The following is a 25,341-nucleotide window of genomic DNA, read 5'->3' on the forward strand; positions in this document are numbered from 1 at the left end:
CTTGTCAATTGCAATCAGTTGTTATATAATAATTCATGTTCTTAACGTTCGGGTAATCGCTGCAGATCTTGAATCTGTAGAGGAAAGTCCATGCTCGCACGGTGCTGAGATGCCCGTAGTGTTCGTGCCTAGCGAAGTCATAAGCTAGGGCAGCCTTGATAGGCTGACGGCAGGAAAAAAGCCTACGTCCTTTTGGATATGGCTGAGTATCCTTGAAAGTGCCACAGTGACGAAGTCTCACTAGAAATGGTGAGAGTGGAACGCGGTAAACCCCTCGAGCGAGAAACCCAAATTTTGGTAGGGGAACCTTCTTGACGGAATTCAACGGAGAGAAGGACAGAATGCTTTCTGTAGATAGATGATTGCCGCCTGAGTACGAGGTGATGAGCCGTTTGCAGTACGACGGAACAAAACATGGCTTACAGAACGTTAGACCACTTAACATTTAAAATGATGAAAACAAGCTCTCCCGTATAAGGAGAGCTTTTATCTTGAAAAGAGAAAAGTTTTAAAAGACAGGGTGATACGATGACGAAGTACCCACTAATTGCAACGGCGCCGATGGGCATTGAAGCTGTTGTCGCAAAGGAAGTACGAGATTTAGGATACGAATGCAAGGTTGATAACGGAAAGGTTATTTTTGAAGGCGATGCGCTTGCCATTTGCCGCGCGAACCTTTGGCTTAGAACAGCAGACCGCATAAAGGTCCAGGTTGCTTCTTTTAAAGCGAAAACATTTGATGAACTGTTTGAAAAAACGAAAGCGATTAACTGGCGCTCGTTTATACCTGAAAACGGAAAATTCCCTGTCATCGGGAAGTCAGTGAAATCAACACTTGCAAGCGTTCCTGACTGTCAGCGGATCGTCAAAAAAGCAATTGTTGAAAAGCTCAAGCTGCAGTCCGGCAAAGCCAACGACTGGATTGAAGAGACCGGTGCCGAGTATAAGGTGGAAGTTTCTTTATTAAAAGATCAGGCTGTTCTTACGCTGGATTCGTCAGGGACGGGCCTCCACAAACGAGGATACCGTGTCGATCAGGGCGGCGCCCCGATTAAAGAAACACTTGCTGCCGCTTTAGTGCAATTAACCAATTGGACCCCGGATCGTCCATTTGTCGATCCTTTCTGCGGTTCCGGAACAATTGCGATTGAAGCGGCGTTAATCGGCCAAAACATCGCCCCGGGATTCAACCGCGATTTTGTTTCAGAGGATTGGGAATGGATTGGTAAAGACCTGTGGGACAAAGCGCGGCTTGAAGTCGAGGAAAAAGCAAACTATGACCAGCCGCTTGCCATTTTCGCAAGCGACATAGACCACCGCATGGTTCAAATCGCAAAAGAAAATGCAGAGGAAGCGGGATTGGGTGATTTAATCGAATTTAAGCAGATGCAGGTTAAAGACTTCACGACAAATCTGGAGTTTGGCGTCATTGTCGGCAACCCGCCATATGGGGAGCGTCTCGGCGAGAAAAAAGCCGTTGAGCAGATGTACAAAGAAATGGGACAGGCTTTCGAACCGCTTGATACCTGGTCTGTGTATATGCTGACATCAAATGAGAATTTTGAGGAAGCATACGGCAGAAAAGCGACGAAGAAAAGAAAGCTCTTTAACGGGTTTATTAAAACGGATTATTATCAATACTGGTCAAAAGTAAGACCGCAGCGCAAGAAAACAGAAAACGCATAAAAAGAAGACGCTCTGCATGCGTCTTCTTTCATCTTTCAGCCATATTCTATCGTTACCAACGGTGAGCTTTCGCGTTACTTCTCAATATAATGTTGGTTTGGGACATTTCAGTGTGACCGTTTACTTGAGACTTAGAACGTTTAGGCCGCGTCCAATTGTGATGAAACAGTTCAGAATGCTGATCTAACCGATTTCTATAACTCATGTCAACATCACTCCCTGATAGAATATTGTTGATAAGACGGATAATCCGGGGTACGGAATATCGATTGTAGTTTGTGCATATTTCGGTGAGAACATGCGGAAAGCATGTATATAAAATGAAAAGTTCGCATACAATGATGATTATTTCCATCAGAGGTGATCTCATGCTAAACAGCGAACATTTTAATCTTATTCAAAGGGCGCTTGACGCAACAGCAAGCGAGCTAAAAGAGCTCGGGGCTGATTCGTCTCCGTCTGTGCTTTCGCATGCGCAAAATGATTTAGAAAAAGCGGTCGAACATATTTATTCAACAGACCATCCTTTTTTATCGTCGCATGTGATCAATCGAAAGTAAGCGCAAAAAAACTTGGCCTTGCCAAGTTTTTTTATTGTATTCATCGGCGGAAAATGATATTATTGGTGGTCTGAATGTCGAATAGTTGGGGGTTGGAACTAGGTGACAACATCACGTTTGCCTTTTTCTTTAACGAAAACAAAGAATTTTTATGAAGAATTGAACAATTGGATTGGTGACGTGTTTTACGATATCCTTCCCGAAAAAGGGTTTGACCTTCGGGATGAGCAGGTGTTTATGGCTTTTCAGCTGGAGCGGGCGTTTAAAGAGAAAAAAGTCATGTTCGCCGAAGCTGGAGTGGGAACGGGGAAAACGCTGGTTTATCTTCTTTTTGCGATCAGCTACGCAAGATATGTCGGCAAACCCGCTATTATTGCTTGTGCTGATGAAACATTAATCGAACAGCTTGTGAAAAAAGAGGGCGATATCTCGAAGCTTGCTGAGCATTTGGATCTGAAAATTGATACAAGGTTGTCAAAGTCACATGAGCAATATCTATGCTTGAAGAAGCTTGAAAAAACAATGCAGCGCTCCGATGATGATAAATGGCTGGATCTTTATGAGTCATTACCATCATTTGTCCATGAATCACAGGCGATGCAGCGCTTTTATCCGTATGGCGACCGTAAGCAGTATGCAAATCTATCGAACGAAGAATGGTCAGAAGTAAGCTATGATTCGTTTCAGGATTGTCTGACTTGTGATATGAGACACAGATGCGGTCTGACGCTTTCCAGAGATTACTACCGCAAGTCAACAGACTTAATCATTTGTTCCCATGATTTTTACATGGAGCATGTGTGGACGGAAGAATCACGCAAACGAGAGGGCCAGCTGCCTCTCTTGCCTGATCATAGTGCAGTTGTCTTCGATGAAGGGCATCTGTTAGAGTTTGCCGCGCAAAAAGCGCTAACCTACAGAGTGAAGCAATCTACTCTTGAATTGTTTTTAGAACGTTTGCTTCAAAATGACATCAGAGAAGAGTTTGCTGAACTGATTGAAGATGCGCTTGCTGTGAACGACGAGTTTTTCTATATTCTTTCTGAAGAATCAAAAGAAGTAGCCGGTTCACACCGTTTAGAAATAAAAAATGACCAGCGTGTTAAAAAGGCGGCGGACGAGCTTTGCCGTTTGCTTGATAAAATTGGTGAGGCTCTCGTGTTCGAGTCTGAGATGTACACGATTGATCAATACGAGCTGTCAGTTGTAGAAGAATATGTTGAACAAATGGCGTATTCATTATCTTTATATCAAAAGGATGCCATCAGCTGGCTGGAGAAAAAGGAAGCAGATTCTACCTTTGTTGTAATGCCAAGAACGGTAGCAGAAGTGTTAGGCGAAAAAGTATTTTCAAAGAAAATTCCTTATATCTTCTCGTCTGCTACGCTGTCAGAAGGCGGTTCATTTGATTATATAGCTGACAGTCTTGGGATTCATGATTATTTGTCGTTAACTGTTGATTCTCCTTATGATTATGACGAACAAATGACAGTTGATCTATATGCAAAAACAGAGATGACCGCTGAACAAAAAACAGCTGAAACAATTGAAACAATCAAACGTTATAAGGGCAGAACGCTGGTGCTTTTCCCTTCTTTTGAGGAATTAAACGAGTTCAAGCAGCTATCCGCGGCTTGGGAGCTGCCGTATCCGATTTTCTTTGAAGGTGATGAAGAAATCAGCAGCTTAGTGGAGAAATTCCAAGAGGAAGAGGAAACAGTGCTTTGTTCGGTACATCTATGGGAAGGACTCGATATTCCTGGTGACGCGTTGAAGAATGTTACCATTTGGTCATTACCGTTCCCGCCGCATGATCCTGTATTTACAGCCAAACGCAATGGGGCGAAAAAAGATCCGTTCGAAGAAGTTGATCTGCCGTATATGTTGTTACGCGTCCGGCAGGGCATCGGGCGTCTGATTCGTTCGAATCAAGACAGTGGATCAATCCACATTTATGCTGGCGGAGAGAATGAACGCATCATTGATGAGGTCAAAAAGGTGTTGCCTGTTGAACCGCATATAATGTAATAGGAAAAAGCTGACGATCGTGTTCGTCAGCTTTTTTATTTGTCAGCGAGATAGCCAGCCGCCGTCTACTGCTAAAATGTGCCCATTTACATAATCTGAAGCGCGTGATGCCAAAAAGACAGCAGTCCCGCCGATATCATCCGCTTTGCCCCATCGGCCTGCAGGGATTCTCTTTAAAATATCCTCATTTCGCTTTTCATCATCGCGAATAGGCTGTGTATTCGCTGTAGAAATATAACCCGGAGCGATTGCGTTGACCTGAATGCCGGAAGCTGCCCACTCATTGGCAAACGATTTTGTCAAACCGGCAACCGCATGTTTGCTCGCCGTATAAGCGGGAACAAGGATACCGCCTTGAAAAGATAGAAGAGAAGCGATATTAATAATTTTTCCATAACCTCTTTTCAGCATGTGTCTGCCTGCCAGCTGTGTCAGAACAAACAAGCTGTTTAGATTGACATTCAATACGTGATGCCAGTTTTCTTCTGCGAAATGTTCTGCTTTTTCCCGGTGAATAATACCGGCATTATTGACAAGAATGTCGATCTGCCGGCTTTCAAACAGCTCAGCTGCAGAATCTCTTATCGTTTCCGGTTTGCTCATGTCCAATGTAAAAGACGTAAACGTCCGGCCTTCCTGTTCCACTAGCTGCTGTGTTTCAGACAGGCTGCTTTTATGTGAGGTCCCGATAATATCAGCGCCAGCACCGGCCAGCGCTTTGGCAATGCCTTGGCCGATTCCCGTTCCCGGTCCTGTCACCAGTGCTGTTTTTCCTTCTAATGAAAAGGCATCATGTAGATAACTCATTTTATTTCAGCCCATCCATCGGAACGGCATCCATGTCTGTAAACGTGTAATTTTCTCCAGCCATCGCCCACACAAAGCTGTAGTTTGATGTTCCTGCGCCAGAGTGAATAGACCAGGCAGGAGAAAGAACAGCCTGCTCATTTCCGACAACAAGGTGGCGTGTTTCATCCGGCTGGCCCATGAAGTGAAACACCTTCGAATCCTTCTCGAGATCAAGGTAAAGATACGCCTCCATCCGGCGGTCATGGACGTGTGCCGGCATGGTGTTCCAGTTGTTGTTTTGATCTAACATCGTAATGCCCATCATAAGCTGGCAGCTTTTAATGCCATCTTGATGAATGACCTTGTACAGGCTTCTGACATTAGACGCTGCATCATCGCCAAGACGGTCTGGTGTCAGCTCAGAAATAGCAGCTTTTTGCGTAGGATGGTTTTGGTGGGCACAAGCGGAGACAAAGTAAAACTTCGCTTTCTCTCCATCCAGGCTTGTAAATGCTACATCCTGATTGCCCATTCCGATATAGAGAAAATCCTTTGTTTGAAGCACATATTCCTCATCGCCAACTCTGACAGCACCAGGCTGGCCGACATTAATAATCCCGATTTCACGCCGTTCCAGAAAGAAGTCTGTTTTAAGGAAATCCCCGGCATCAAGCTTCAATTCACTTTGGCCCGGAGCCGCTCCGCCGATGACAACCCGGTCTTCATGTGAGTAGTACATCGTTAGTTTATTTTCCGTAAATAAAGTATCCATTAAGAAATGGCTGCGGAGCTCCTCTGTCGTAAAGCGTTTTACTTGTTCAGGGTGTACAGAATAACGATTTTCCATTGTATTTCCCCCTTGGTTAGGATTTCGGCATCACTTGAATGAAAATATTTTGGTAACGGTTTCAAAGAAAATTTTAGGATAAATAGTGAAAAGAGTCAACGTTAAAATTGTGAATAGACACATTTTTGAAAAAACTCTTCCCAAATGTTAAAAATATGGTATTCTTGTGTTGTAACGGTTTTGAAATCGGTTTCAAATATATGAGATACAGGAGCACTTGAATGAAAAAGAAAACAACAGGCCATACGACCATCAAAGATGTAGCAGAATGTGCAGGAGTTTCGAAATCAACGGTTTCCCGCTATATTAACGGAAAAATAGATGCGATTTCTCCTGAAAAAGTGAAAAACATAAAAAAGGCAATCGCTGAATTGAATTACCGGCCAAGCAAAATGGCACAAGGTTTGAAAATAAAAAAAAGCAAATTAATCGGATTTGTAGTAGCTGACATTACAAATCCATTTTCGGTCGCCGCGTTTAGGGGAGTCGAAGAAGTTTGTGATCAACATGGCTACAGCATTATGGTGTGCAACACTGATAACAGTCCAGAAAAAGAGCGGGAAATGCTTTTAAAGCTTGAAGCCCATTCGGTGGAAGGACTGATTTTAAATGCAACGGGAGAAAACAAGGATGTTCTCCAAGCCTTTGCAGAACAGCACATTCCAACGATATTAATTGATCGGAAACTTCCGGATCTAAAACTGGATACTGTTACGACTGACAACAGAAGAATCACAAAAGAGATTCTTCAGAAGATTTACGGCAAAGGGTACACTGATGTCGCGTTGTTTACCGAACCAATTTCATCTATCAGCCCTCGTGCAGAAAGAGCTGCTGTGTATCAGGAAATCGCTTCAGTTCATAATGTGAACGGGCTTGTCAGAATGTATGAAATTGACGTGAGAAACAAGGAACAGCTTAAGGCGGCGCTTCGTTCTTTTTACAAGGAGATGCCGGAGGAAAAAAAAGCGATTCTGGCTTTAAACGGCTTAATTATGTTGAAAATCATCAGCTGTATGGAAGAGATCGGCCTGCGCATACCCCAAGATATTGGGATTGCAGGGTTCGACGATACAGAATGGTATAAACTGATCGGTCCGGGCATTACAACAATCGCCCAGCCGTCACATGATATGGGCAGGACGGCGATGGAACGCGCACTAAAAAGGATTGAAGGTGACAAGGGAGCGCCTCAAACCATTGAATTAGAGGCAGAAGTCATCATGAGAAAGTCACTTTAATCCTGGGTGCCCTCAACGAAGAGGAGGTTGGGAAGAGATGAAGCTTGATGCGGTGACATTCGGGGAATCGATGGCCATGTTTTACGCTAATGAGTACGGAGGCCTTCATGAAGCATCCACATTTTCTAAAGGTTTGGCCGGGGCAGAAAGCAATGTCGCCTGCGGCCTTGCCAGGCTCGGTTTTCAGATGGGATGGATGAGCAAGGTCGGCAATGATCAGCTCGGAACATTTATTTTAGAGTCGCTTAAAAAAGAGGGCGTTGATGTGTCCCGCGTGATCCGTTCACAGGACGGAAATCCCACCGGTCTTCTGCTGAAGTCAAAAGTGAAAGAAGGCGATCCGCAAGTTACCTATTACAGGAAAAACTCAGCTGCAAGCACGCTGACTTCTGCTGAATATCCGAGAGATTATTTTCAAAGCGCAGGCCATTTGCATATGACAGGTATTCCGCCGGCCTTATCTGCTGAGATGAAAGACTTTACTTACCACGTAATGAAGGATATGAAACATGCCGGGAAAACGGTATCGTTCGATCCCAATTTAAGGCCCTCGCTTTGGCCTGATCAAGCAACGATGGCCCATACGATTAATGATCTGGCTGGGCTTGCAGATTGGTTTTTCCCGGGGAACGCTGAGGGCGAGTTATTGACCGGAGAAAAAACACCTGAAGGCATTGCCGACTTTTATCTGAAAAAGGGTGTCAGCTTTGTCGCCATTAAACTCGGAAAAGAAGGCGCTTACTTCAAAACGCGGGAAGGTGAAGGATTTGCAGAAGGCTATCGGGTCGATCGGGTGGTTGATACGGTCGGTGCCGGAGACGGATTTGCAGTCGGTGTGATCAGCGGCATCCTTGATGGTTTGTCGTACAAGGATGCGGTGCAAAGGGGAAATGCGATTGGCGCTTTGCAAGTGCAGGCACCGGGGGATATGGACGGTATGCCGACCAGGGAGAAATTAGCTGCGTTTTTATCTGATCAAAGAACGGTTCGCCAAAAGAAAGGGGATTATTAATATGGAGTCCAAAGCTGTTGAAAACCGTTTGAAAGCAGCAAGGCTGATTGCAGTCATTCGCACAAAGGATAAACAGGAGGCCTGTCAGCAGATTGAAAGCTTACTAGATAAAGGGATTCGTGCCGTTGAAGTGACGTATACGACACCTGGAGCATCGGATATTATCGAGTCCTTCCGTGATAGAAAAGATATCTTAATCGGCGCAGGTACCGTCATCACTGCGCAGCAAGCGGGAGAAGCTGCTGAGGCTGGAGCGCAGTTTATTGTCAGTCCGGGATTTTCAGCTGACCTTGCAGAACATCTTTCTTTTTTGAAGACACTTTATATCCCCGGCGTATTGACTCCGAGCGAAATTATGGAAGCGCTGACATGCGGTTTCACTACTTTAAAGCTGTTCCCAAGCGGTGTGTTTGGGATTCCGTTTATGAAAAATTTAGCTGGCCCTTTTCCTCAGGTGACCTTTATTCCGACAGGCGGTATCCATCCGTCTGACGTGCCGGATTGGCTCAAAGCCGGAGCTGGCGCCGTCGGTGTCGGAAGCCAGTTGGGCAGTTGTTCAAAAGAAGATTTGCAGGCTGTATTCCAAGTGTAAGTGGGAATGTTTTTTCATAACCGGAGGATGGGAGAATCCACATATGAAAATCAAAGCGACAATTGAACGGGTACCTGGCGGAATGATGATTATTCCGCTGTTTCTGGGAGCGGCGCTCAATACGTTTGCGCCTGGAACAGCGGAGTTCTTTGGAGGGTTTACAGGTGCTTTGATTACCGGAACGCTGCCGATACTGGGTGTTTTTATTTTCTGCGTAGGAGCGACGATTGATTTTCGGTCTTCAGGCTATATCGCAAGGAAGGGAATCACATTATTATTGGGGAAGGTCGGATTTGCAGCGCTGCTGGGCGTGATCGCAGCGCAATTTATACCTGATGAAGGCATACAATCCGGCTTTTTTGCAGGTCTTTCTGTTTTAGCAATTGTCGCAGTGATGAATGAAACGAATGGCGGCCTGTATTTGGCGCTCATGAACCATATGGGAAGAAAAGAAGATGCTGGCGCTTTTGCGTTTATCAGTACAGAATCAGGGCCTTTTATGACCATGGTGACATTTGGTGTTACTGGACTTGCCGCATTTCCGTGGGAAACGCTGGCAGCGACAGTCATCCCGTTTTTACTCGGCTGTATACTTGGAAACCTTGATCATGATCTCAGAGACTTATTCAGTAAGGTTGTGCCGGCGATCATCCCGTTTTTTGCCTTTTCGCTCGGCAACACCTTGAATTTTGGAATGCTGATTCAATCAGGGCTGCTTGGGATTTTTATCGGAGTTTCTGTCGTCATTTTATCGGGCAGCTCGTTGTTTTTGCTTGACCGTTTTATTGCGCGGGGAGACGGTGTCGCTGGCGTGGCCGCTTCTTCTACGGCGGGGGCGGCTGTAGCCGTGCCCTACGCATTAGCGGAAGCGAATGCCTCATTTGCGCCAGTTGCTGAATCAGCAACGGCAATCATAGCGACAAGTGTTATTGTCACCTCACTGTTAACCCCGCTGGCAACGGTGTGGGTGGATAAAAAAATCAAACAGAAAAAGCGGAGAACACCGCCGCCAAAAAATCAAATGACGATTAACTGAACCAGAAAGGCTGCCGCCAAAAATACCGGCAGCCTCTTATACAAACAATTTGACTTTCATACCCCCTTCCATTAGCCTGTAATGGAACGGCTAGAATAGGGAGGGAATGGATATGGAGATACATACATATGAAAAGGAATTTTTTGATCTTTTAAAAAGAATCTCACATTACAGCGAAGCAGTTGCGTTAATGCACTGGGACTCTAGAACAGGCGCGCCCAAAAACGGATCAGAGGACCGTGCCGAAAGCATCGGGCAGCTTTCAACAGATATATTCAATATCCAAACATCAGATCGGATGAAGGAACTGATCGATGCCCTGTATGAACGATTTGATGACTTATCTGAAGATACAAAAAAGGCAGTGGAGCTGGCGAAAAAAGAGTACGAAGAGAATAAAAAAATCCCTGAGGCTGAATACAAGGAATATGTGATCCTGTGTTCAAAGGCTGAAACCGCGTGGGAAGAAGCGAAAGGAAAATCTGATTTCAGCTTGTTTTCCCCCTATTTAGAGCAGCTGATTGAATTCAATAAACGTTTTATCACATATTGGGGTTATCAAGAGCATCCATATGATGCATTGCTTGATTTGTTTGAGCCGGGTGTCACAGTAAAGGTGCTTGATCAGCTGTTTGCTGAGTTGAAAGAAGCGATTATTCCCCTCGTTAAACAAGTGACAGCTTCCGAAAATAAACCGGATACAAGCTTTATTACAAAAACGTTCCCTAAAGACAAGCAAAAGGAGCTCAGCTTGTATTTTTTACAGGAGCTTGGCTACGATTTTGATGGCGGACGGCTTGATGAAACGGTTCATCCGTTTGCAACCACGATGAATCGCGGAGACGTTCGAGTCACGACGAGGTATGATGAAAAAGATTTCCGCACGGCGATCTTTGGCACCATTCATGAGTGCGGTCATGCGATATATGAGCAAAATATTGACGAGGCACTGAGCGGCACAAACTTGTCGGACGGTGCATCAATGGGCATCCATGAATCTCAATCATTATTTTACGAGAATTTTATCGGCCGCAACAAGCATTTTTGGACACCGTACTATAAGAAAATTCAAGAAGCATCCCCTGATCAGTTCAAAGATATCTCCCTGGATGATTTTGTCCGGGCAATCAATGAATCAAAGCCTTCCTTTATCAGGGTAGAAGCGGATGAATTGACGTATCCTCTTCATATCATTATCCGCTATGAAATTGAAAAAGCGATTTTCAGCAATGAAGTGTCTGTAGAAGAACTGCCGTCGCTATGGAATCAAAAATACCAAGATTATTTAGGGATTACACCGCAGACGGACGCAGAAGGGATTTTACAGGATGTCCATTGGGCAGGAGGAGATTTTGGCTACTTCCCATCCTATGCACTCGGCTACATGTATGCAGCTCAGCTGAAACAAAAAATGCTCGGGGATCTGCCTGAGTTTGACACTCTCTTGGAAAGAGGAGAATTTCATCCGATAAAGCAATGGCTGACGGAAAAGGTGCACATTCACGGAAAACGGAAAAAGCCGTTAGAGATTATTAAAGATGCAACAGGAGAAGAGCTGAATGTACGCTATTTGATTGACTATTTGACAAACAAATATTCAAATCTCTATCTATCGTAACCAAAAGCCTGGCGCTGAGACTGCCAGGCTCTTTTAGAAAGTAAATGCATAAAAGACGAATGATTACCATTAAAATAAAAATAAAGTTCGGAAATTTTGTTTTTTGTCTATGCAACAGGCTGGAATCTTGATATAATTTATTACAATATCATAGGAACACTCATATAATCGCGTGGATATGGCACGCAAGTTTCTACCGGGCACCGTAAATGTCCGACTATGAGTGAGCAATGAGACCGCACGTGTACGGTTTTTTGTTATATCAGCATTGCTTGCTCTTTTTTGAGCGGGCAATGCTTTTTTTATTATCATAACGGAGGTAAGACAGGATGGAAGCACTGAAACGAAAAATAGAGGAAGAAGGCGTCGTGTTATCTGACCAGGTACTGAAGGTGGATGCCTTTTTGAATCATCAAATTGATCCGCTGCTTATGCAGAAAATTGGTGGGGAATTTGCTGCAAGATTTGCAAAAGACGGTATTACCAAAATTGTAACAATCGAATCATCCGGAATCGCTCCCGCTGTGATGACCGGTTTACAGCTAGGTGTGCCGGTTGTCTTCGCGAGAAAACATAAGTCACTAACACTCACCGACAACTTGCTGACAGCGTCCGTTTATTCCTTTACGAAGCAAACGGAAAGCCAAATTGCAGTGTCAGGAACCCACCTGTCCGATCAGGATCATGTGCTGATTATCGATGATTTTTTGGCAAATGGACAAGCGGCGCTCGGGCTTTTGTCGATTGTGAAGCAGGCGGGAGCTTCTATTGCGGGACTTGGCATTGTCATTGAAAAGTCTTTTCAGCCGGGAAGAGATGAACTTGTGAAGCTGGGCTATCGGGTGGAATCTTTGGCAAGAATCCAGTCTTTAGAAGAGGGAAAAGTGTCCTTCGTACAGGAGGTTCACTCATGAGAAATGGATTCGGCAAAACGCTGTCTTTAGGGATTCAGCATGTGCTCGCCATGTATGCCGGTGCCATTGTTGTTCCTCTGATTGTCGGAAAAGCAATGGGGCTGACTGTCGAACAGCTGACCTACTTGGTATCGATTGACATTTTCATGTGCGGTGTGGCAACACTTCTGCAAGTGTGGAGCAACCGCTTTTTCGGAATAGGCCTTCCGGTTGTGCTTGGCTGTACATTTACAGCTGTATCACCGATGATTGCGATTGGATATGAATACGGGGTTTCAACGGTTTATGGAAGTATTATCGCTTCAGGTATTCTTGTCATTCTTATTTCATTTTTCTTTGGAAAGCTCGTATCATTTTTTCCGCCAGTCGTGACAGGCTCAGTTGTTACGATTATTGGGATTACACTTATGCCGGTAGCCATGAATAACATGGCCGGCGGAGAAGGAAGTGCAGATTTCGGCGATCTCTCTAATCTTGCTCTTGCTTTTATCGTTTTGAGCATCATTGTACTTCTATACCGTTTTACAAAAGGCTTTATCAAGTCCATCTCGATTTTGATTGGGATTTTGTTTGGCACCTTTATCGCTTATTTTATGGGAAAAGTTCAATTTGATAATGTGTCGGACGCGGCAGTTGTCCAAATGATTCAGCCGTTTTACTTCGGAGCGCCGTCTTTTCACGCAGCGCCCATCATTACAATGTCCATTGTTGCAATTGTCAGCCTTGTCGAATCAACTGGTGTTTACTTTGCCTTGGGTGACCTGACGAATCGCCGTCTGACAGAGAAAGAGTTATCAAAGGGCTATCGCGCTGAAGGGCTGGCTGTGCTGCTCGGCGGTATTTTTAACGCTTTTCCTTACACAGCATTCTCTCAAAATGTCGGGCTGGTCCAGCTGACAGGAATCAAGAAAAATGCCGTAATTGTTGTCACCGGTGTGATCTTAATGGCATTCGGGCTGTTTCCGAAGATCGCAGCTTTCACGACCATTATTCCATCTGCTGTTTTAGGCGGGGCAATGGTAGCGATGTTTGGAATGGTGATCGCTTACGGCATCAAAATGCTCAGCCGCATTGATTTTGCAAAGCAAGAAAACCTGCTGATCGTTGCCTGCTCAGTGGGTCTGGGTCTCGGTGTGACAGTTGTGCCGGATATTTTTAAACAGCTTCCGAGCGCCTTAACGCTCCTGACAACAAACGGCATTGTCGCCGGCAGCTTCACTGCAGTAGTCTTGAATATTGTATATAACGTATTTTCTAAAGCCAAAAAAACCGAACAAACAGCTGGCATCTCTGAGCAAAAAACAGCAGTCTAACTCCGCCGCGGCGGAGTTTTTTGTATATAAAAAAGTTCGTTGCGGCACAATGTATGCAAAGAGGTGATCGCATGGCGTTTATTTTATCCATCGGAACAAGCCTTCCTGCGCACAATGTAAACCAAGAGAAAGCGGCTGAGTTCGCCCGCTATATGTTCCAGCACTCCTTTAAGGATATCAACAGGCTGTTAACCTCCTTTAAAAACGGGCAAATTCAATCGAGGCAATTTGTCAAACCGATTGAATGGTATAAAGAAGATCACAGCTTCGAAGAGAAGAATCGAATATACATAGAAGAAACACTTAAGCACAGTATAGAGGCTGTCCGTCAGTGCCTCTCTCATCCTGAGTTTTTTCAAGAAGCCATCCCTTATGAGAAAGTAGATGCTGTTTTTTTCGTCTCCAGCACGGGTCTTTCAACACCGAGCATTGAGGCGCTGCTCATGAATGAACTTCCGTTTTCTCCATATACGAAGCGGATTCCGATTTGGGGCCTAGGCTGTGCAGGAGGGGCCAGCGGACTTGCGCGTGCTGCCGAATACTGCAAAGCGCATCCTGAGTCTTTCGTGCTTGTCATCGCTGCTGAGCTATGCAGCCTGACCTTCCAGCCGGAGGATAAAACGAAAAGCAATCTTATCGGCACCTCGCTTTTTGGCGATGGGATTGCCGCTTGCTTGTTATGCGGGGAGAAGGCAGACCGCGGAATGTCAAAACTAAAGCTAGTGCCAAAGGTAAGGGATTCCCAATCTGTTTTGATGAAACAATCAGAAGATGTCATGGGCTGGGACTTTACTGATCAAGGATTTAAAGTGATTTTCTCAAGAGATATCCCAACCTTGGTGGAAAAATGGCTTAAAACAAATGTACAGGTTTTTTTAGACAAATATCAGCTGTCATTCAGTGATATCAGTGTTTTTTTGGCGCATCCTGGCGGAAAAAAGGTGATTGAAGCATACATCAAAAGCCTCGAGCTGTCACCAGAAAAGCTTGCATCTGCACAAAGCATATTGAAAAAGCACGGAAATATGTCTTCAGCCACAATATTGTATGTGATCAAAGACCATCTGCAAAACGGACATAAAAAGGAAGCAGCACAGGGACTGATTGGCGCATTAGGGCCGGGATTTTCATCAGAGCTGCTGTTATTCAGCTGGGAAAAGGGGGCTTGACTGATGTTTTGGTTGTTAATCTCCATTCTTATTGCTCAAAGAGCAGCTGAAATGGCAGTAGCCAGACAAAATGAGCAAAAGGTGAAGAAACAAGGGGCGATAGAATTCGGTGAGAATCACTATCCGTACATCATTATCATGCACATTCTTTTTTTCCTGTCTTTGATTGCGGAAGTGCTGCTGTTGAACAAACAGCCCTCAAGCTGGTGGATCGGTATCGCTGCGGCTATTTTAATCGTACAGGCAGTGAGGTATTGGGCGCTTTGTTCCTTAGGAGCATATTGGAATACGAAAATCCTTGTCGTTCCAGGTGCGGAACTTGTAAAAAAAGGCCCTTATAGATGGATGAAGCACCCAAACTATACCGTTGTGATATTAGAAATCTTATTGATTCCGCTGCTGTATCAAGCGTACGTCACCATGAGTCTGTTTTCGGTTTTAAATGCGGCATTGTTAACCATTAGAATTCGTGCTGAAGACAAAGCATTGGAGGAATACAGCATTAAATAGAGATTGAAAATCATTCTCATCCATGATAAACTGAATTTGAAAAAGATTCTCAATCAGGATGGTGAAGCAAATGACAATGCTGTTTTTGCTTGGGGCGGTATGTACATATAGTGTATTAATCGGTTTTGTATTAAAAGGAATCTCTAATAAATCTGTTTAATGAATCTGGAACTTGTCAAAGTTGCAGATTTTCTTTTATAGAAGCTGCCATATCGGCGGCTTTTTTCTATTCTCTTAAAGAAATTTTGCTCATTCTTGTGTAAAATGAGAGAGGAATGGATTCAGATCTTTCGAAAAAGATTCACAATTGAAACGGCACAAAGGGGTTCATATCTATGACAGAACATAACAGAGAAGAGCTTTTGCACAAAACTGGGGAACTTTATAAACAATTCATCGAAAATCAAGATGAACAAAGGGCTGCTAAACTGGCCGCGGTCATGAACAAAGCAGCTGATCAAGAGATTTATATCTCGTTTACCGGGCATTATTCAGCAGGGAAATCATCACTGCTGAACTGCCTGTTAATGGAGAATATTTTGCCGACAAGCCCGATTCCGACAAGTGCTAACCTTGTTGTGATCAGAAACGGGGATAAACGAGTTCGGCTTCATACAACAGACGGAGCATGCGCTGAGCTGGAGGGGGCTTATCAGAAAGACAAGGTACAGCAATACTGCAAAGACGGCGAGCAAATAGAAAGCGTTGAAATTTTTGATCAGTATACTGAAATCGATCCCGGGGTTGCATATATTGATACCCCTGGGATTGATTCAACAGATGATGCACATTTTCTGTCAGCGGCTTCTATTCTCCATCAGGCGGATGCGCTGTTTTACGTCGTTCACTATAATCACGTACACTCTGAAGAAAATGTAAAGTTCCTTAGGTCGATAAAAGAGAGCATTCCAAATGTGTATTTTATCGTCAATCAAATTGACCGGCATGATGAGACGGAGACTCGGTTTGATGACTATAAAGCGCAAGTTGAGGAGATGCTTTGCAATGAAGGTATTTCAAAGGAATCGCTTTATTTTACGTCAGTAACAGCACCAAACCACCCGTTCAATCAGATTGGAACCTTAAGAGAAGAATTAAAAAGAATAGAACAGCAATCAAAAAACAATTTGCAGGCTTTAACTGAACAAAAAGTTCTCAATCTGCTGAAGGAGCATACGGAAATGCTTTTGAAGGACGAAACCGACGGTCCAAGCTTTGCTGAACAGCTTGATACACAAACTGAGCTTGTCCAATCGCTGCGTGATCAGTTGGATGAGGCGGCAATACGAGCGACTGAGGCAGAAAGCAGGATGCAGGAAGAAATCAATCGCATTTTAAAAAATGCCAACCTGACGCCTTTTGAAATGCGTGAACTGGCAGCCGCATTTCTAGAATCGCGAGAGCCTTCTTTTAAAACAGGCTTTTTCTTTTCTAAAGCGAAAACGGCACAGGAAAGAGATAAAAGGCGTGATGCTTTTTTCTCAGATGTGATAAAACGAACAGAAGCTGAAGCGGATTGGCACATAATAGACACGTTCCATAAACTCGCCAAGGCATTTGATGTTCATACGGCTGAAAGTGAACAGCTGATTCAGGCTTATCGCACTCCGCTTGAAATAGACATCATTGAACGAGCCATCAAGCATGGGGCAGCTTTTTCCTCAGAATATGTATTGCAATACACAAAAGACCTGGCGGAGCTCATCCGCAAAGAGGCGAAAAGAGAAGCAGCAGACATCATAAAGGCGCTTATCGCGATGGTAAAAGAGCGTGTGTCTAAAGATGTGCAACCGATCAATGACCGGCTTGCCCAGGAATCAGAACAACTTGCCCTTCTCCAAGAACAGGCCCGAAAAGAAAATAAGGCCCGTGAGAAAGCTGATCGCATGTGGGCCATTTGGGAAGAGGAGGCCGCAAGCCCAAAGCACAACATAGACACAAACTGGTTCAAAATGAGGAAAAAAACAGTGGCGGTTCCAGAACAAAAACGAAGTAAAAGTCAAAAGACGCAGCAGCCAATGCATAAACCAGAAATCAAATTGGAGCGAGAACTGCCGCTTCAAGATCAAATCAAACATTTTTACACATTATCTGACCGTTTAGGCGAGTACAGCATGCTGTCAAAACAAACCTCAGCCTTTCGGGAAAGGATTAAAAGACTTGAGGAACGGAAATTTACACTTGCGCTTTTTGGAGGCTTCAGCTCTGGGAAATCATCATTTGCCAATGCACTTGTCGGAGAAAGGGTGCTGCCATCCTCACCAACGCCAACTACAGCGACAATTAACAAAATCACAAAACCAACCAATGGCAATATAAACAGAACTGCGGATGTAGTGTTTAAGACGGAGGATGACATAACGGCTGACATTTTGCAGCTCACCGGAATACAAGAAGAACCAACAGGCCGTTCTTTCACAGAGAAGTGGGGAAAGGCAGTCAAAAAAAACCATCTGCAGGAAGAGCATATCAAATTAATCAGCAACTATCTGCAAGCTTACAAAAAGGTTGGGCAGTATATACAGGAACAAAAGACATTAACAATTCCGCTGTCTGAATTAAAGCCGTATGTGGCGGAGGAGGCAACGGCCTGCGCCGTGAAAGAGGTAACGGTCTATTATTCATGCGCGCTGACTGAAAAAGGGATTACGATCGTTGATACGCCCGGGGCGAGCAGCATGAATAAGCGGCATACAGAGCTGGCGTTCCAATATATTAAAGATGCCGATGCGTTTTTTTATATGACCTATTATCAGCACTCCTTCTCAAAAGGAGACCGTTCATTTTTGCGAAAGCTCGGCCTGGTGAAAGAATCGTTCAGCATGGATAAAATGTTTTTCGTCATTAATGCAGCAGACCTTGCGAAAGATAAAACAGAGCTGGAAACAGTGACCGATTATGTCAGCGGAGAGCTTGTAAAAGAAGGGATTCATGATCCGCAGCTCTTTACTGTATCAAGTAAGGAGGAACTGCTGGGGAAACCGCAATCATTTTATAACCAATTCCCGAAAGTGAGAACACACTTGGACCGCTTTATAGAAGTTGATGTAAAAAAAGCGTCAGCTGCACAGCTCAGTTTAGAAGCAGACAAACTATGCGAAACTGTGTTCCAGCTTCACCAATCCCAGAATCAGTCAAAGGAAGAAAAGGAAGCGCAGAAACAGCGCCTTATGCTGTCATTTGAGCGGGCAGCAGCCGAAATCGAGAAAAGGCGCAACTCAGAAACCATCATTGAGAAAGTAAAAAAAGACACAAAAGAACAGCTTTATCACATTAGACAGAGATTATCCTTTTTTGCCAATGATTTATTAAAATCAGCATTTCATCCTGGGCTTCAGAATGGGGAGTGGAAAAAGAACCTCGGTGAGGCGATGAAAACGGCCTTACATGATTATCAGTTTGAATATGTTCAGGAAATCAAGACGCTTGATGTCCGTATGAGCGGTTTTATTGAGCGGCATATCACCGAAGAATGGCTGGAGAGTTTTCAAAAAACATTAAACGAAGACGGTTATTTTTCCATTTATGCGGGTGATCCGCATTCGAAAGGCATACAGCTGAAGGACGTTGAACCGGAAATAGAAGAACGTGCTTTTGAGCAGGAACTAAAAGAGGTCAAATCACCAAAGCATTTTTTTGAGCAGAAAGGAAAATCGGCCTTTATCGAAGCTGTACGGATGAAACTTGCAAAAATCACAGAGGCATGGATAAAAAATGAAGAAGAAAGCCTGATCTCTCATTATACAGGTCACCTCAGACGCTTACAGGAAGATATGGCTGAAAAAGCAATGGCGCAAATAACAGATCAAAAAGAGACTTATGTAAGTGGATATGCGGAAGGGGAACATGCGAAAGAGTTTGAAATGGCGTATCAAGCGTGTATCTCTTGGAAGAATTCAGACAATACAATAAAAATGTAAAATGCAGTTGGCTTGTATTTCAAGTCATGATAGACTAAATAGAAAAAAGCGAGATGAACGATTCATGTCAGAGGTACATAAAGCAATTTCAGCACATTCATCAAAACAGCACGAGCATATCAAAGCATTTATGCGTCTTGAAAACATGCGTGAAATGGCTATTGAAGAAGCCGTTTCAAAATGCAAAAACGATGAGCCATTTACTACAGAGGCGATTAATGTCATTACCGAGCAAATGAATCAGCTTGCCAAAAAAGGCATCGTACCAACAAGACGCCTTGTATCCAAAGAAATGGTGAAAGAATACGTAAGCCGTATGTAAGCTGGATGATCCTGTCGCGAGTGTATCTCCTGCCGGATGCATATACTATGTGTATCCGACGTAAGGGGGGATTCATGTTGGGCAGAACAAAGCTGGGAAACAGAAATGCACAGGCGAATAACAATGCCAAAAAGAAAAACGGATTTCAAACCCATTTTGACTCTTACGCAGGACGCGAAGCCGAAAAGCTGATCGCCAGCAATAAAAGACACAACGACTAATAATTCACAAAACAGTATCTCTAATGAGATGCTGTTTTTTATTTTTGGGCCGTTTATGGTAAAATAGAAGGAATGAAAGAAAAGGGAGTTATCTGATGAATAATAATAAACTATTGCTAGTTGATGGCATGGCTCTTTTATTCCGGGCGTTTTTTGCCACGGCTGTGCATCGCAATTTCATGATAAATGAAAGCGGGGTGCCAACAAACGGCGTCAACGGCTTTTTAAAGCATTTGATTTCAGCTGTTGAAACTTTTGAGCCGACACACGTCATCTGCTGCTGGGATATGGGGAGTAAAACGTACCGAAATGATCTGTTCCAAGATTATAAGGCGAACCGCAGTGCACCGCCTGTGGAGCTGATCCCGCAGTTTGATTTGGCAAAGGAAGCGGCAGCTGAGCTTGGGATCATGAATATCGGCTTTGCAGGGTATGAAGCAGATGATTGTATCGGAACTCTTGCTGCTTTGTTTGCAAATGAAGCTGATATTACGATCGTAACAGGGGACAGAGATTTACTACAGCTGTTAACGGACAAAGTAAGCGTGGCTCTCCTCCAAAAAGGAATCGGAAATTATAAAGTCTATACAAAAGAGATTTTTTATCAAGAAACAGGTGTCCTGCCGAAGGCTTTGATTGATATTAAAGCGCTTATGGGTGATTCCAGTGATAATTATCCCGGCGTCAAAGGAATTGGAGAAAAAACGGCCTACAAACTGATTCGGGAATACGAAACGATTGACCGTCTTTTAGAAAATCTTGCTCTTCTTCCGAAGGGGCAGCAGGGGAAAATTCAGCAAGGGCTGAACGATTTGCAGATGTCGAGAAAGCTTGCCGAAATTCATTGTTCTGTGCCGCTGGTCTGCACACTGAAAGACGCTTTATTTACCCTGCAAATGGAACAGGCGGCTCACATGCTTCGCCGCCACCAAATCAAAGGAATTGAGCGTATGCTTGAAAAACTGAACGCTAGAGAGATCGTGTAAGATCTTCTCTAGCGTTTTGTATTGCTTTTTTTAGCTCTTTCCTCAAGCTCTGTTTTAGGGTCATCATGTGTATTGCCTTCCAGGTCGCCCTGCGGAGTTACACCGCCGGTCAGCCGGCCTTTATCTTTCTTTTTCATGTTTGTTCACCTCGTCATTAGGATGAACCAATGATTGAGATTTAATTCTTATCATTCAGCCGAATCGCTTCTTTTGCCAGCTGATCGGCTTTTTGGTTTTGCTTGCCCGGAATCCATTTGATGAAAAAAAGAGGGAAGGCCGCTTTTAATTGGGTAATTTCTTCAACATATGGTTGAAACGTTTTATTTTTTACCATTTCAAGCTCAGCAGCGCGTTCCACAATATCTGAATCGGTTCGGAAGGAAACAGATTGATACCCGCGCGTTGCACATAGCTTCATCCCTTCAATCAATGCAAGAAATTCCGCTTCCTGGTTTGTATGCATTCCAATAGGAATAGAGAAAGATTCCGCTTTTCCTTCATGTTTGATAAAAATGCCGATACCGGATGGCCCGGGATTGCCGGCGCTTGCGCCGTCTACATATATTTCTGTAGGCATTATGAACTCCTTTCATCATTCGGTATCATTTTTTTGGCTGCATAAGCATAAGGCATTGAAATCAAAGATACCGCAAATTTAATCAAATATGTAGAAATAAAAATATGAAGCCAAACCCCTGCCGGATAAATGCCGAAAAAAGCGACACCAGTAAATATCAATGTATCAAACAGCTGGCTGACTGCTGTACTGCCGCCGTTTCGGAGCCATAAAAGCCGATCAGAAGGAAATATCCTTCTAATTGCCGAATATACATAAACATCCAGCGTTTGGCTGAAGATAAAGGCAAGCAGACTTCCTAACGCAACTCGCGGAAGAAATCCGAAAATCGTTTCCAGCGCTGTTTGAGATATGTCGCTGGAAGCCGGTTCGAAAAGCAGCACGCCCTGCATGACAAATGTCAGGGTCAGGAGCGTTGAGAATCCAAGCCAAACCGCTTTTCTGGCTTCAGCGGGACCGTATTTTTCATTCAGCACATCTGTCGCAAAAAAGATTGTGCCATACATCACATTCCCAAGCGTCGCTGTTAAACCAAACAGTTCGACTGTTTTGACGACTTGAAGGTTGGCGCAGACTGTCGCAAAACCGATCCAAACAAACAGTCCCATTTTGCCAAATCCTTTATAAAATAAAAGAACAATGATAAAATGAATGATCGCAAAAATGATCCAAAATGAATTGTTAAACAAAATGAAAAAGCTTCCTTTCCGGGGTAAGTTTGGTTTGATTATAGCACAAGCCCGGCAACTAATGAATGGTAAGGTGATCGTAATGAAGCTCAGACCTCATATGAAGATAGAAGCAAAAGGAACAGGAACCGTCTCATTTTTGGGTGAAGACTGGCTGACTGCTCAGCAGGCACGTATGCTTGCCAGAGAACTTGGCCGTTTTCCATACATGAAAGAACTAGAGTTTGAAGACGAAAAAGGCGGAACTTGGACGCTGAAGGAATTAGAAAAGCTGACTGAGGAGCTTGCTCAAGAGCCTGATGACATTACTGTATATTTTGACGGCAGTTTCGATAAGGAGAGCGAACTGGCTGGACTCGGAATCGTCATTTATTATTCATTGGGAGGAATCCGGCATCGCTTGAGAAAAAATAAAAGCTTCCGGCTGAAAACAAATAATGAAGCTGAATACGCGGCTCTTTATGAAGCAATAAGAGAAGTAAGAGAGCTTGGGGCAAGCAGAAATTCAATTACGATCAAAGGGGATTCGCTCGTTGTGCTGAATCAGCTTGACGGGAGCTGGCCTTGCTATGATCCGTCTCATAATGAATGGCTGGATAAAATAGAAGCACTGCTTGAATCGCTGAAGCTCACTCCTACTTACGAAACCATACAGCGGAAAGACAATCAGGAAGCTGATGGCCTCGCCAAAAAAATTTTATCCCATCAATTCGTAGAAAGCCACACGAAATTAGACCGTAACGGAGATGACGATATTGGATAAGAAAACAATTTTTAAAGAACTGACAGAACTTCACGATGAATATTGCAAGGACTGTTTTATTAAGAAGCAGTTTCGCAAAGAATTTGGCAAAATCTATGCGCATTCATTTTGTATTAATAAATGTACGGTTGGTGAAAAACTGAAAGCATATGGCGATGTCTTAACTAATCACTAAAGAATAAAAACCGCAGAAGCTGCGGTTTTTATTCTTTGAATTCATCCAGCTGATGCTGGCAATCGTCAAGCAGCTGCTGTTGCTGCTGTATAAATTCAGGATCATCGAGAGCTGCCAGCTCTTCAGAATGTGACAGTTCTCTTGCATCCTCAATGGCTTGGTATGCGGAATCGACCAATGTCATGCTTTGGCCTCTCGTCGCAGCACCTGTCGTTTTCTGCGCTGTTTCTACCGCCAGTTCCAGTTGCCGCTTATCAGTAAATCCAGTCTGATCCTCTTGATGGAATTCTGATGTCATAAAAAAACACCTCCGCAATTATTGTGCAGAGTTTTTTTGAAATTTATGTGCCAAAATAGAAAATAAAATGTAAGATAAGCCGATATAACTATTGAACCAGAATAAATAGGTCTGTTTTCCTATTTGAGGTATCTTGGCAGAGAAGGGGAACGCAGCTATGGATGATAAAGACTTGAAGTCGATCCTTCACAAAACATTTATAGAAATATACAGTGATTTAGAAGAGCTTGCGGATATTGCGAAAAAAGGGAAGCCGTCAATGGAAAAGCGTGTTGAAGAGATTGAACAGAGGTGCAAACAAAATATTTTGGCCATTGAAATCCAGATGAAAATCAAATAGGAGAGGCGAATGCCTCTCCTCTATTTGTCATCTCATCATCATGTATTGAGTTTAGAGTTTTACGACATTAGAAGCTTGAGGTCCACGATTACCTTCGACAATTTCAAAAGAAACTTCTTGTCCTTCTTCTAATGATTTGTATCCTTCTCCTTCGATAGCTGTGAAGTGAACAAATACATCGTCTCCGCCTTCAACTTCAATGAAGCCGAATCCTTTTTCGTTGTTGAACCATTTTACTTTACCGTTTTGCATATTGCTTAATTCCTCCTAGTACTGTAGCACCCATGTGCTAAAAAAAATTTTGTCACCATTTAACTTTGATTCATTGTTAAATGATGGTTCAACTATACACCATCTGGGAGCGCCCGTCAAGTTGCGAAACTGCTTATTTTTTAAAAAAAGGGCAAGTTTTACAAAAAAATGTAACCGCTTTTATAAATGGGTGAATATAAATAAAGAGAGCACACGGTTTTTCGTGTGCTCTCTGTGAACATCATTAAGATAGCGCTTTGGCTTTTTGTTTGGCTGTCATCATTTCTGCTTCCTTCAGGATATCCTCTAAAATCACTTCAGAGGAGTTTGCTAAATGAAGAGCTTTAATGTTTTTCTTCATACGCTGTAAAGTGTCTTCATCTGCAAGAAGGGAAGTGACTGACTCGAGAATTTCTTCATGACGGTTCACGACGATGGCAGCTCCGCGATCTTCAAAGAAATTTGCATTTTCTTTTTCCTGTCCAGGCACGGGTTTGTACAGAATGACAGGCACACCGATGGCAGTAGCTTCTGTCAACGTAATGCCGCCAGGTTTTGTGATCATGCAATCTGTGATCCGGAACAGCTCATCAATGCGCTCCACATAGCCAAGAACTTTTAATTTGTCACCGTTTTCTGCTTCAAGCGCACTTAAAGATTCTTTTAAGGACAAATTTTTCCCGCACACGACAACCACTTGCACATGATCATCTTTGACAAGATTTTCGCACAGCTCTTTTACATTCTTTAATACACCATGTGCGCCTGCCATGATCAGAAGCACTTTTTTGTTTGGTGAAAGATTGTACTTTTTATATATTGGTTCCACCGGCAAAGATTCTTCAAATTGCGGTCTGATTGGAATTCCGGTGATTTTTACGTTGCTTGGATGAGTGCCGATCTCCAGCAGTTTTTCCTTCACATAATCTGTCGCCACATAATATTTATCCACGTTTTCGTGAACCCAAATTTTATGAAGGCAAAAATCAGTCATAACGTTGAAAGTAGGGATGACTCTTCCTGTTCGGCGCCTGTATTCTGGCACGACGATCATCGGAAATGTATTAATAATAATATCGGGCTGATGTTCCTCAACAAGTTCGCCCAATCGTTTATTACCCATTTTAAAGTAAATATTGAATTTACGTTTATTATAGATTTTGTCAACTCCGTAATAAAACAAACGATAAAACTGTTTCCCGATTGAGAAGCTTTTTAAATAAAGGTACTGAGTTACCTCTGAAACAATCGGATTTGACTCTTGGTACAAATTAGAAACTGTTACATGCTGAAAGCCGAGACGTACACATTGTTCATAAAGCGTTTTGGCTACCTGTACATGTCCATTTCCGTAATTTGCAGTCAAAATTAATACTCTTTTATTGGTATTCAAGTAAATTCACCTCAATGTAATCAACAACAAGCAAGCTTCATGCATCGTAAGGAGTTATTGTCTATACATAAACATAACACAAATACATAA

Annotated in this window: 29 protein-coding genes, 1 other RNA gene, 1 pseudogene and 1 riboswitch; of the genes and pseudogenes, 21 read left to right on the forward strand and 10 right to left on the reverse strand. The window is 43.4% G+C overall.

Annotated elements, in window-relative coordinates:
* Nucleotides 1–44: 44 nt before the first annotated feature.
* Together rnpB and MOB98_RS12210 are read left to right on the forward strand one after the other, a co-directional pair.
* An RNA gene (rnpB, locus tag MOB98_RS12205) (RNase P RNA component class B) lies at nt 45–427 on the forward strand.
* Between the two features lie 101 nt (nt 428–528).
* A complete protein-coding gene (locus MOB98_RS12210; RefSeq protein ID WP_268362385.1) occupies nt 529–1,686 on the forward strand; it encodes a THUMP domain-containing class I SAM-dependent RNA methyltransferase in 1,158 nt (385 codons plus the stop codon).
* A gap of 52 nt (nt 1,687–1,738) precedes the next feature.
* Here the strand turns inward: MOB98_RS12210 and MOB98_RS12215 are convergent, their stop codons facing one another.
* Nucleotides 1,739–1,891 (reverse strand): YpzG family protein, encoded by a 153-nt coding sequence (locus tag MOB98_RS12215; RefSeq protein WP_010327933.1) that lies wholly within the window; start codon nt 1,889–1,891, stop codon nt 1,739–1,741.
* A 163-nt stretch (nt 1,892–2,054) separates the two neighbouring features.
* Between MOB98_RS12215 and MOB98_RS12220 the strand changes: the two genes are divergently transcribed.
* Nucleotides 2,055–2,246 (forward strand): hypothetical protein, encoded by a 192-nt coding sequence (locus MOB98_RS12220; RefSeq protein WP_268362402.1) that lies wholly within the window; start codon nt 2,055–2,057, stop codon nt 2,244–2,246.
* A 102-nt stretch (nt 2,247–2,348) separates the two neighbouring features.
* Nucleotides 2,349–4,274, forward strand: coding sequence for an ATP-dependent DNA helicase (locus MOB98_RS12225; RefSeq protein WP_268362383.1), 1,926 nt, complete (start codon nt 2,349–2,351; stop codon nt 4,272–4,274).
* A 42-nt stretch (nt 4,275–4,316) separates the two neighbouring features.
* On the opposite strand, the gene kduD is transcribed toward MOB98_RS12225, so the two are convergent.
* Both kduD and kduI read right to left on the reverse strand, forming a co-directional pair.
* The gene (gene kduD, locus MOB98_RS12230) at nt 4,317–5,081 is read right to left on the reverse strand and encodes a 2-dehydro-3-deoxy-D-gluconate 5-dehydrogenase KduD (protein ID WP_268362381.1); all 765 of its coding nucleotides are present in this window, start codon (nt 5,079–5,081) and stop codon (nt 4,317–4,319) included.
* Between the two features lies 1 nt (nt 5,082).
* On the reverse strand, nt 5,083–5,910 hold the full coding sequence (gene kduI, locus MOB98_RS12235) for a 5-dehydro-4-deoxy-D-glucuronate isomerase (protein ID WP_268362378.1): 828 nt from the start codon (nt 5,908–5,910) through the stop codon (nt 5,083–5,085).
* Nucleotides 5,911–6,131: 221 nt separating this feature from the next.
* Between kduI and kdgR the strand changes: the two genes are divergently transcribed.
* The 14 genes from kdgR to exnP all read left to right on the forward strand — a co-directional run bounded on the left by kdgR (nt 6,132) and on the right by exnP (nt 20,764).
* Entirely contained in the window at nt 6,132–7,151 is a 1,020-nt protein-coding gene (gene kdgR, locus MOB98_RS12240; RefSeq protein WP_268362377.1) for a pectin utilization transcriptional regulator KdgR, read from the forward strand.
* 37 nt (nt 7,152–7,188) lie between these two features.
* Entirely contained in the window at nt 7,189–8,163 is a 975-nt protein-coding gene (gene kdgK, locus MOB98_RS12245; protein WP_268362376.1) for a 2-dehydro-3-deoxygluconokinase, read from the forward strand.
* A 1-nt stretch (nt 8,164) separates the two neighbouring features.
* On the forward strand, nt 8,165–8,755 hold the full coding sequence (gene eda / locus MOB98_RS12250) for a bifunctional 4-hydroxy-2-oxoglutarate aldolase/2-dehydro-3-deoxy-phosphogluconate aldolase (RefSeq protein ID WP_268362374.1): 591 nt from the start codon (nt 8,165–8,167) through the stop codon (nt 8,753–8,755).
* A gap of 43 nt (nt 8,756–8,798) precedes the next feature.
* Nucleotides 8,799–9,791, forward strand: coding sequence for a 2-keto-3-deoxygluconate transporter (gene kdgT / locus MOB98_RS12255; RefSeq protein ID WP_014477146.1), 993 nt, complete (start codon nt 8,799–8,801; stop codon nt 9,789–9,791).
* Between the two features lie 112 nt (nt 9,792–9,903).
* Nucleotides 9,904–11,409: a carboxypeptidase gene (gene ypwA / locus MOB98_RS12260; RefSeq protein WP_268362372.1), complete on the forward strand. Its 1,506-nt coding sequence runs from the start codon at nt 9,904–9,906 to the stop codon at nt 11,407–11,409.
* 140 nt (nt 11,410–11,549) lie between these two features.
* A riboswitch (purine riboswitch) is annotated at nt 11,550–11,649 on the forward strand.
* Between the two features lie 89 nt (nt 11,650–11,738).
* On the forward strand, nt 11,739–12,323 hold the full coding sequence (xpt, locus tag MOB98_RS12265; protein ID WP_268362369.1) for a xanthine phosphoribosyltransferase: 585 nt from the start codon (nt 11,739–11,741) through the stop codon (nt 12,321–12,323).
* Nucleotides 12,320–13,636 (forward strand): xanthine permease PbuX, encoded by a 1,317-nt coding sequence (gene pbuX / locus MOB98_RS12270; RefSeq protein WP_268362367.1) that lies wholly within the window; start codon nt 12,320–12,322, stop codon nt 13,634–13,636. Before xpt ends, pbuX begins: the two co-directional genes overlap by 4 nt.
* A gap of 71 nt (nt 13,637–13,707) precedes the next feature.
* Nucleotides 13,708–14,805 carry a type III polyketide synthase gene (locus MOB98_RS12275; RefSeq protein WP_268362364.1) on the forward strand — a complete coding sequence of 366 codons (1,098 nt, stop codon included), beginning with the start codon at nt 13,708–13,710 and terminating at the stop codon, nt 14,803–14,805.
* 3 nt (nt 14,806–14,808) lie between these two features.
* Complete coding sequence (locus tag MOB98_RS12280) at nt 14,809–15,315, forward strand: isoprenylcysteine carboxyl methyltransferase family protein (protein WP_268362362.1); 507 nt, start codon at nt 14,809–14,811, stop codon at nt 15,313–15,315.
* Between the two features lie 70 nt (nt 15,316–15,385).
* Entirely contained in the window at nt 15,386–15,475 is a 90-nt protein-coding gene (gene fbpC / locus MOB98_RS12285; protein ID WP_100069434.1) for a Fur-regulated basic protein FbpC, read from the forward strand.
* Between the two features lie 175 nt (nt 15,476–15,650).
* Nucleotides 15,651–19,235, forward strand: a complete 3,585-nt coding sequence (locus MOB98_RS12290; RefSeq protein ID WP_268362359.1) for a dynamin family protein — start codon at nt 15,651–15,653, stop codon at nt 19,233–19,235.
* 64 nt (nt 19,236–19,299) lie between these two features.
* Complete coding sequence (locus tag MOB98_RS12295; RefSeq protein WP_268362356.1) at nt 19,300–19,557, forward strand: YpbS family protein; 258 nt, start codon at nt 19,300–19,302, stop codon at nt 19,555–19,557.
* A 74-nt stretch (nt 19,558–19,631) separates the two neighbouring features.
* Nucleotides 19,632–19,778 (forward strand): hypothetical protein, encoded by a 147-nt coding sequence (locus MOB98_RS12300; RefSeq protein ID WP_003230761.1) that lies wholly within the window; start codon nt 19,632–19,634, stop codon nt 19,776–19,778.
* A gap of 95 nt (nt 19,779–19,873) precedes the next feature.
* On the forward strand, nt 19,874–20,764 hold the full coding sequence (exnP, locus tag MOB98_RS12305) for a 5'-3' exonuclease ExnP (RefSeq protein ID WP_268367214.1): 891 nt from the start codon (nt 19,874–19,876) through the stop codon (nt 20,762–20,764).
* 8 nt (nt 20,765–20,772) lie between these two features.
* On the opposite strand, the gene sspL is transcribed toward exnP, so the two are convergent.
* The 3 genes from sspL to MOB98_RS12320 are packed head-to-tail and all read right to left on the reverse strand — an operon-like array spanning nt 20,773 to nt 22,030.
* A complete protein-coding gene (gene sspL / locus MOB98_RS12310) occupies nt 20,773–20,901 on the reverse strand; it encodes a small, acid-soluble spore protein L (protein WP_004397949.1) in 129 nt (42 codons plus the stop codon).
* A 41-nt stretch (nt 20,902–20,942) separates the two neighbouring features.
* Nucleotides 20,943–21,341 carry a reverse transcriptase-like protein gene (locus MOB98_RS12315; protein ID WP_268362351.1) on the reverse strand — a complete coding sequence of 133 codons (399 nt, stop codon included), beginning with the start codon at nt 21,339–21,341 and terminating at the stop codon, nt 20,943–20,945.
* Entirely contained in the window at nt 21,341–22,030 is a 690-nt protein-coding gene (locus MOB98_RS12320; protein ID WP_268367215.1) for a queuosine precursor transporter, read from the reverse strand. The genes MOB98_RS12315 and MOB98_RS12320 overlap by 1 nt, the downstream gene beginning before the upstream one ends.
* Before the next feature lie 82 nt (nt 22,031–22,112).
* On the opposite strand from MOB98_RS12320, the gene MOB98_RS12325 reads away from it, so the two are divergent.
* Entirely contained in the window at nt 22,113–22,793 is a 681-nt protein-coding gene (locus tag MOB98_RS12325) for a ribonuclease H family protein (RefSeq protein ID WP_268362350.1), read from the forward strand.
* The gene (locus tag MOB98_RS12330) at nt 22,786–22,968 is read left to right on the forward strand and encodes a zinc-finger domain-containing protein (RefSeq protein WP_268362347.1); all 183 of its coding nucleotides are present in this window, start codon (nt 22,786–22,788) and stop codon (nt 22,966–22,968) included. The genes MOB98_RS12325 and MOB98_RS12330 overlap by 8 nt, the downstream gene beginning before the upstream one ends.
* A gap of 28 nt (nt 22,969–22,996) precedes the next feature.
* On the opposite strand, the gene MOB98_RS12335 is transcribed toward MOB98_RS12330, so the two are convergent.
* Entirely contained in the window at nt 22,997–23,266 is a 270-nt protein-coding gene (locus tag MOB98_RS12335; protein ID WP_268362345.1) for a DUF2564 family protein, read from the reverse strand.
* Nucleotides 23,267–23,423: 157 nt separating this feature from the next.
* Between MOB98_RS12335 and degR the strand changes: the two genes are divergently transcribed.
* Complete coding sequence (gene degR / locus MOB98_RS12340) at nt 23,424–23,606, forward strand: transcriptional regulator DegR (RefSeq protein WP_268362343.1); 183 nt, start codon at nt 23,424–23,426, stop codon at nt 23,604–23,606.
* 51 nt (nt 23,607–23,657) lie between these two features.
* Here degR and cspD read toward each other — a convergent pair whose 3' ends face one another.
* The 3 genes and pseudogenes from cspD to MOB98_RS12355 form a co-directional block, all read right to left on the reverse strand.
* A complete protein-coding gene (cspD, locus tag MOB98_RS12345; RefSeq protein WP_003153604.1) occupies nt 23,658–23,858 on the reverse strand; it encodes a cold-shock protein CspD in 201 nt (66 codons plus the stop codon).
* A 15-nt stretch (nt 23,859–23,873) separates the two neighbouring features.
* A pseudogene (locus tag MOB98_RS12350) lies at nt 23,874–24,020 on the reverse strand (hypothetical protein); the annotation flags it as partial.
* 82 nt (nt 24,021–24,102) lie between these two features.
* Nucleotides 24,103–25,251, reverse strand: a complete 1,149-nt coding sequence (locus tag MOB98_RS12355; RefSeq protein WP_268362342.1) for a diglucosyl diacylglycerol synthase — start codon at nt 25,249–25,251, stop codon at nt 24,103–24,105.
* Nucleotides 25,252–25,341: the final 90 nt, after the last annotated feature.

It is taken from the genome of Bacillus sp. N13C7 (assembly GCF_026790065.1).
GTDB lineage: Bacteria > Bacillota > Bacilli > Bacillales > Bacillaceae > Bacillus.

Excerpts from the sequence above, each read along its gene's own strand:
- ypwA (WP_268362372.1), top strand. The coding sequence starts at position 9,904 with ATGGAGATACATACATATGAAAAGGAATTTTTTGATCTTTTAAAAAGA.
- xpt (WP_268362369.1), top strand. The coding sequence starts at position 11,739 with ATGGAAGCACTGAAACGAAAAATAGAGGAAGAAGGCGTCGTGTTATCT.
- kdgT (WP_014477146.1), top strand. The coding sequence starts at position 8,799 with ATGAAAATCAAAGCGACAATTGAACGGGTACCTGGCGGAATGATGATT.
- MOB98_RS12295 (WP_268362356.1), top strand. The coding sequence starts at position 19,300 with ATGTCAGAGGTACATAAAGCAATTTCAGCACATTCATCAAAACAGCAC.
- MOB98_RS12315 (WP_268362351.1), bottom strand. The coding sequence starts at position 21,341 with ATGCCTACAGAAATATATGTAGACGGCGCAAGCGCCGGCAATCCCGGG.
- kduD (WP_268362381.1), bottom strand. The coding sequence starts at position 5,081 with ATGAGTTATCTACATGATGCCTTTTCATTAGAAGGAAAAACAGCACTG.
- eda (WP_268362374.1), top strand. The coding sequence starts at position 8,165 with ATGGAGTCCAAAGCTGTTGAAAACCGTTTGAAAGCAGCAAGGCTGATT.
- MOB98_RS12210 (WP_268362385.1), top strand. The coding sequence starts at position 529 with ATGACGAAGTACCCACTAATTGCAACGGCGCCGATGGGCATTGAAGCT.
- MOB98_RS12215 (WP_010327933.1), bottom strand. The coding sequence starts at position 1,891 with ATGAGTTATAGAAATCGGTTAGATCAGCATTCTGAACTGTTTCATCAC.
- exnP (WP_268367214.1), top strand. The coding sequence starts at position 19,874 with ATGAATAATAATAAACTATTGCTAGTTGATGGCATGGCTCTTTTATTC.
- degR (WP_268362343.1), top strand. The coding sequence starts at position 23,424 with ATGGATGATAAAGACTTGAAGTCGATCCTTCACAAAACATTTATAGAA.
- pbuX (WP_268362367.1), top strand. The coding sequence starts at position 12,320 with ATGAGAAATGGATTCGGCAAAACGCTGTCTTTAGGGATTCAGCATGTG.
- kdgR (WP_268362377.1), top strand. The coding sequence starts at position 6,132 with ATGAAAAAGAAAACAACAGGCCATACGACCATCAAAGATGTAGCAGAA.
- kdgK (WP_268362376.1), top strand. The coding sequence starts at position 7,189 with ATGAAGCTTGATGCGGTGACATTCGGGGAATCGATGGCCATGTTTTAC.
- fbpC (WP_100069434.1), top strand. The coding sequence starts at position 15,386 with ATGACAATGCTGTTTTTGCTTGGGGCGGTATGTACATATAGTGTATTA.
- MOB98_RS12280 (WP_268362362.1), top strand. The coding sequence starts at position 14,809 with ATGTTTTGGTTGTTAATCTCCATTCTTATTGCTCAAAGAGCAGCTGAA.
- kduI (WP_268362378.1), bottom strand. The coding sequence starts at position 5,910 with ATGGAAAATCGTTATTCTGTACACCCTGAACAAGTAAAACGCTTTACG.
- MOB98_RS12335 (WP_268362345.1), bottom strand. The coding sequence starts at position 23,266 with ATGACATCAGAATTCCATCAAGAGGATCAGACTGGATTTACTGATAAG.
- cspD (WP_003153604.1), bottom strand. The coding sequence starts at position 23,858 with ATGCAAAACGGTAAAGTAAAATGGTTCAACAACGAAAAAGGATTCGGC.
- MOB98_RS12290 (WP_268362359.1), top strand. The coding sequence starts at position 15,651 with ATGACAGAACATAACAGAGAAGAGCTTTTGCACAAAACTGGGGAACTT.
- sspL (WP_004397949.1), bottom strand. The coding sequence starts at position 20,901 with ATGAAAAAGAAAGATAAAGGCCGGCTGACCGGCGGTGTAACTCCGCAG.
- MOB98_RS12220 (WP_268362402.1), top strand. The coding sequence starts at position 2,055 with ATGCTAAACAGCGAACATTTTAATCTTATTCAAAGGGCGCTTGACGCA.
- MOB98_RS12325 (WP_268362350.1), top strand. The coding sequence starts at position 22,113 with ATGAAGCTCAGACCTCATATGAAGATAGAAGCAAAAGGAACAGGAACC.
- MOB98_RS12300 (WP_003230761.1), top strand. The coding sequence starts at position 19,632 with ATGTTGGGCAGAACAAAGCTGGGAAACAGAAATGCACAGGCGAATAAC.
- MOB98_RS12275 (WP_268362364.1), top strand. The coding sequence starts at position 13,708 with ATGGCGTTTATTTTATCCATCGGAACAAGCCTTCCTGCGCACAATGTA.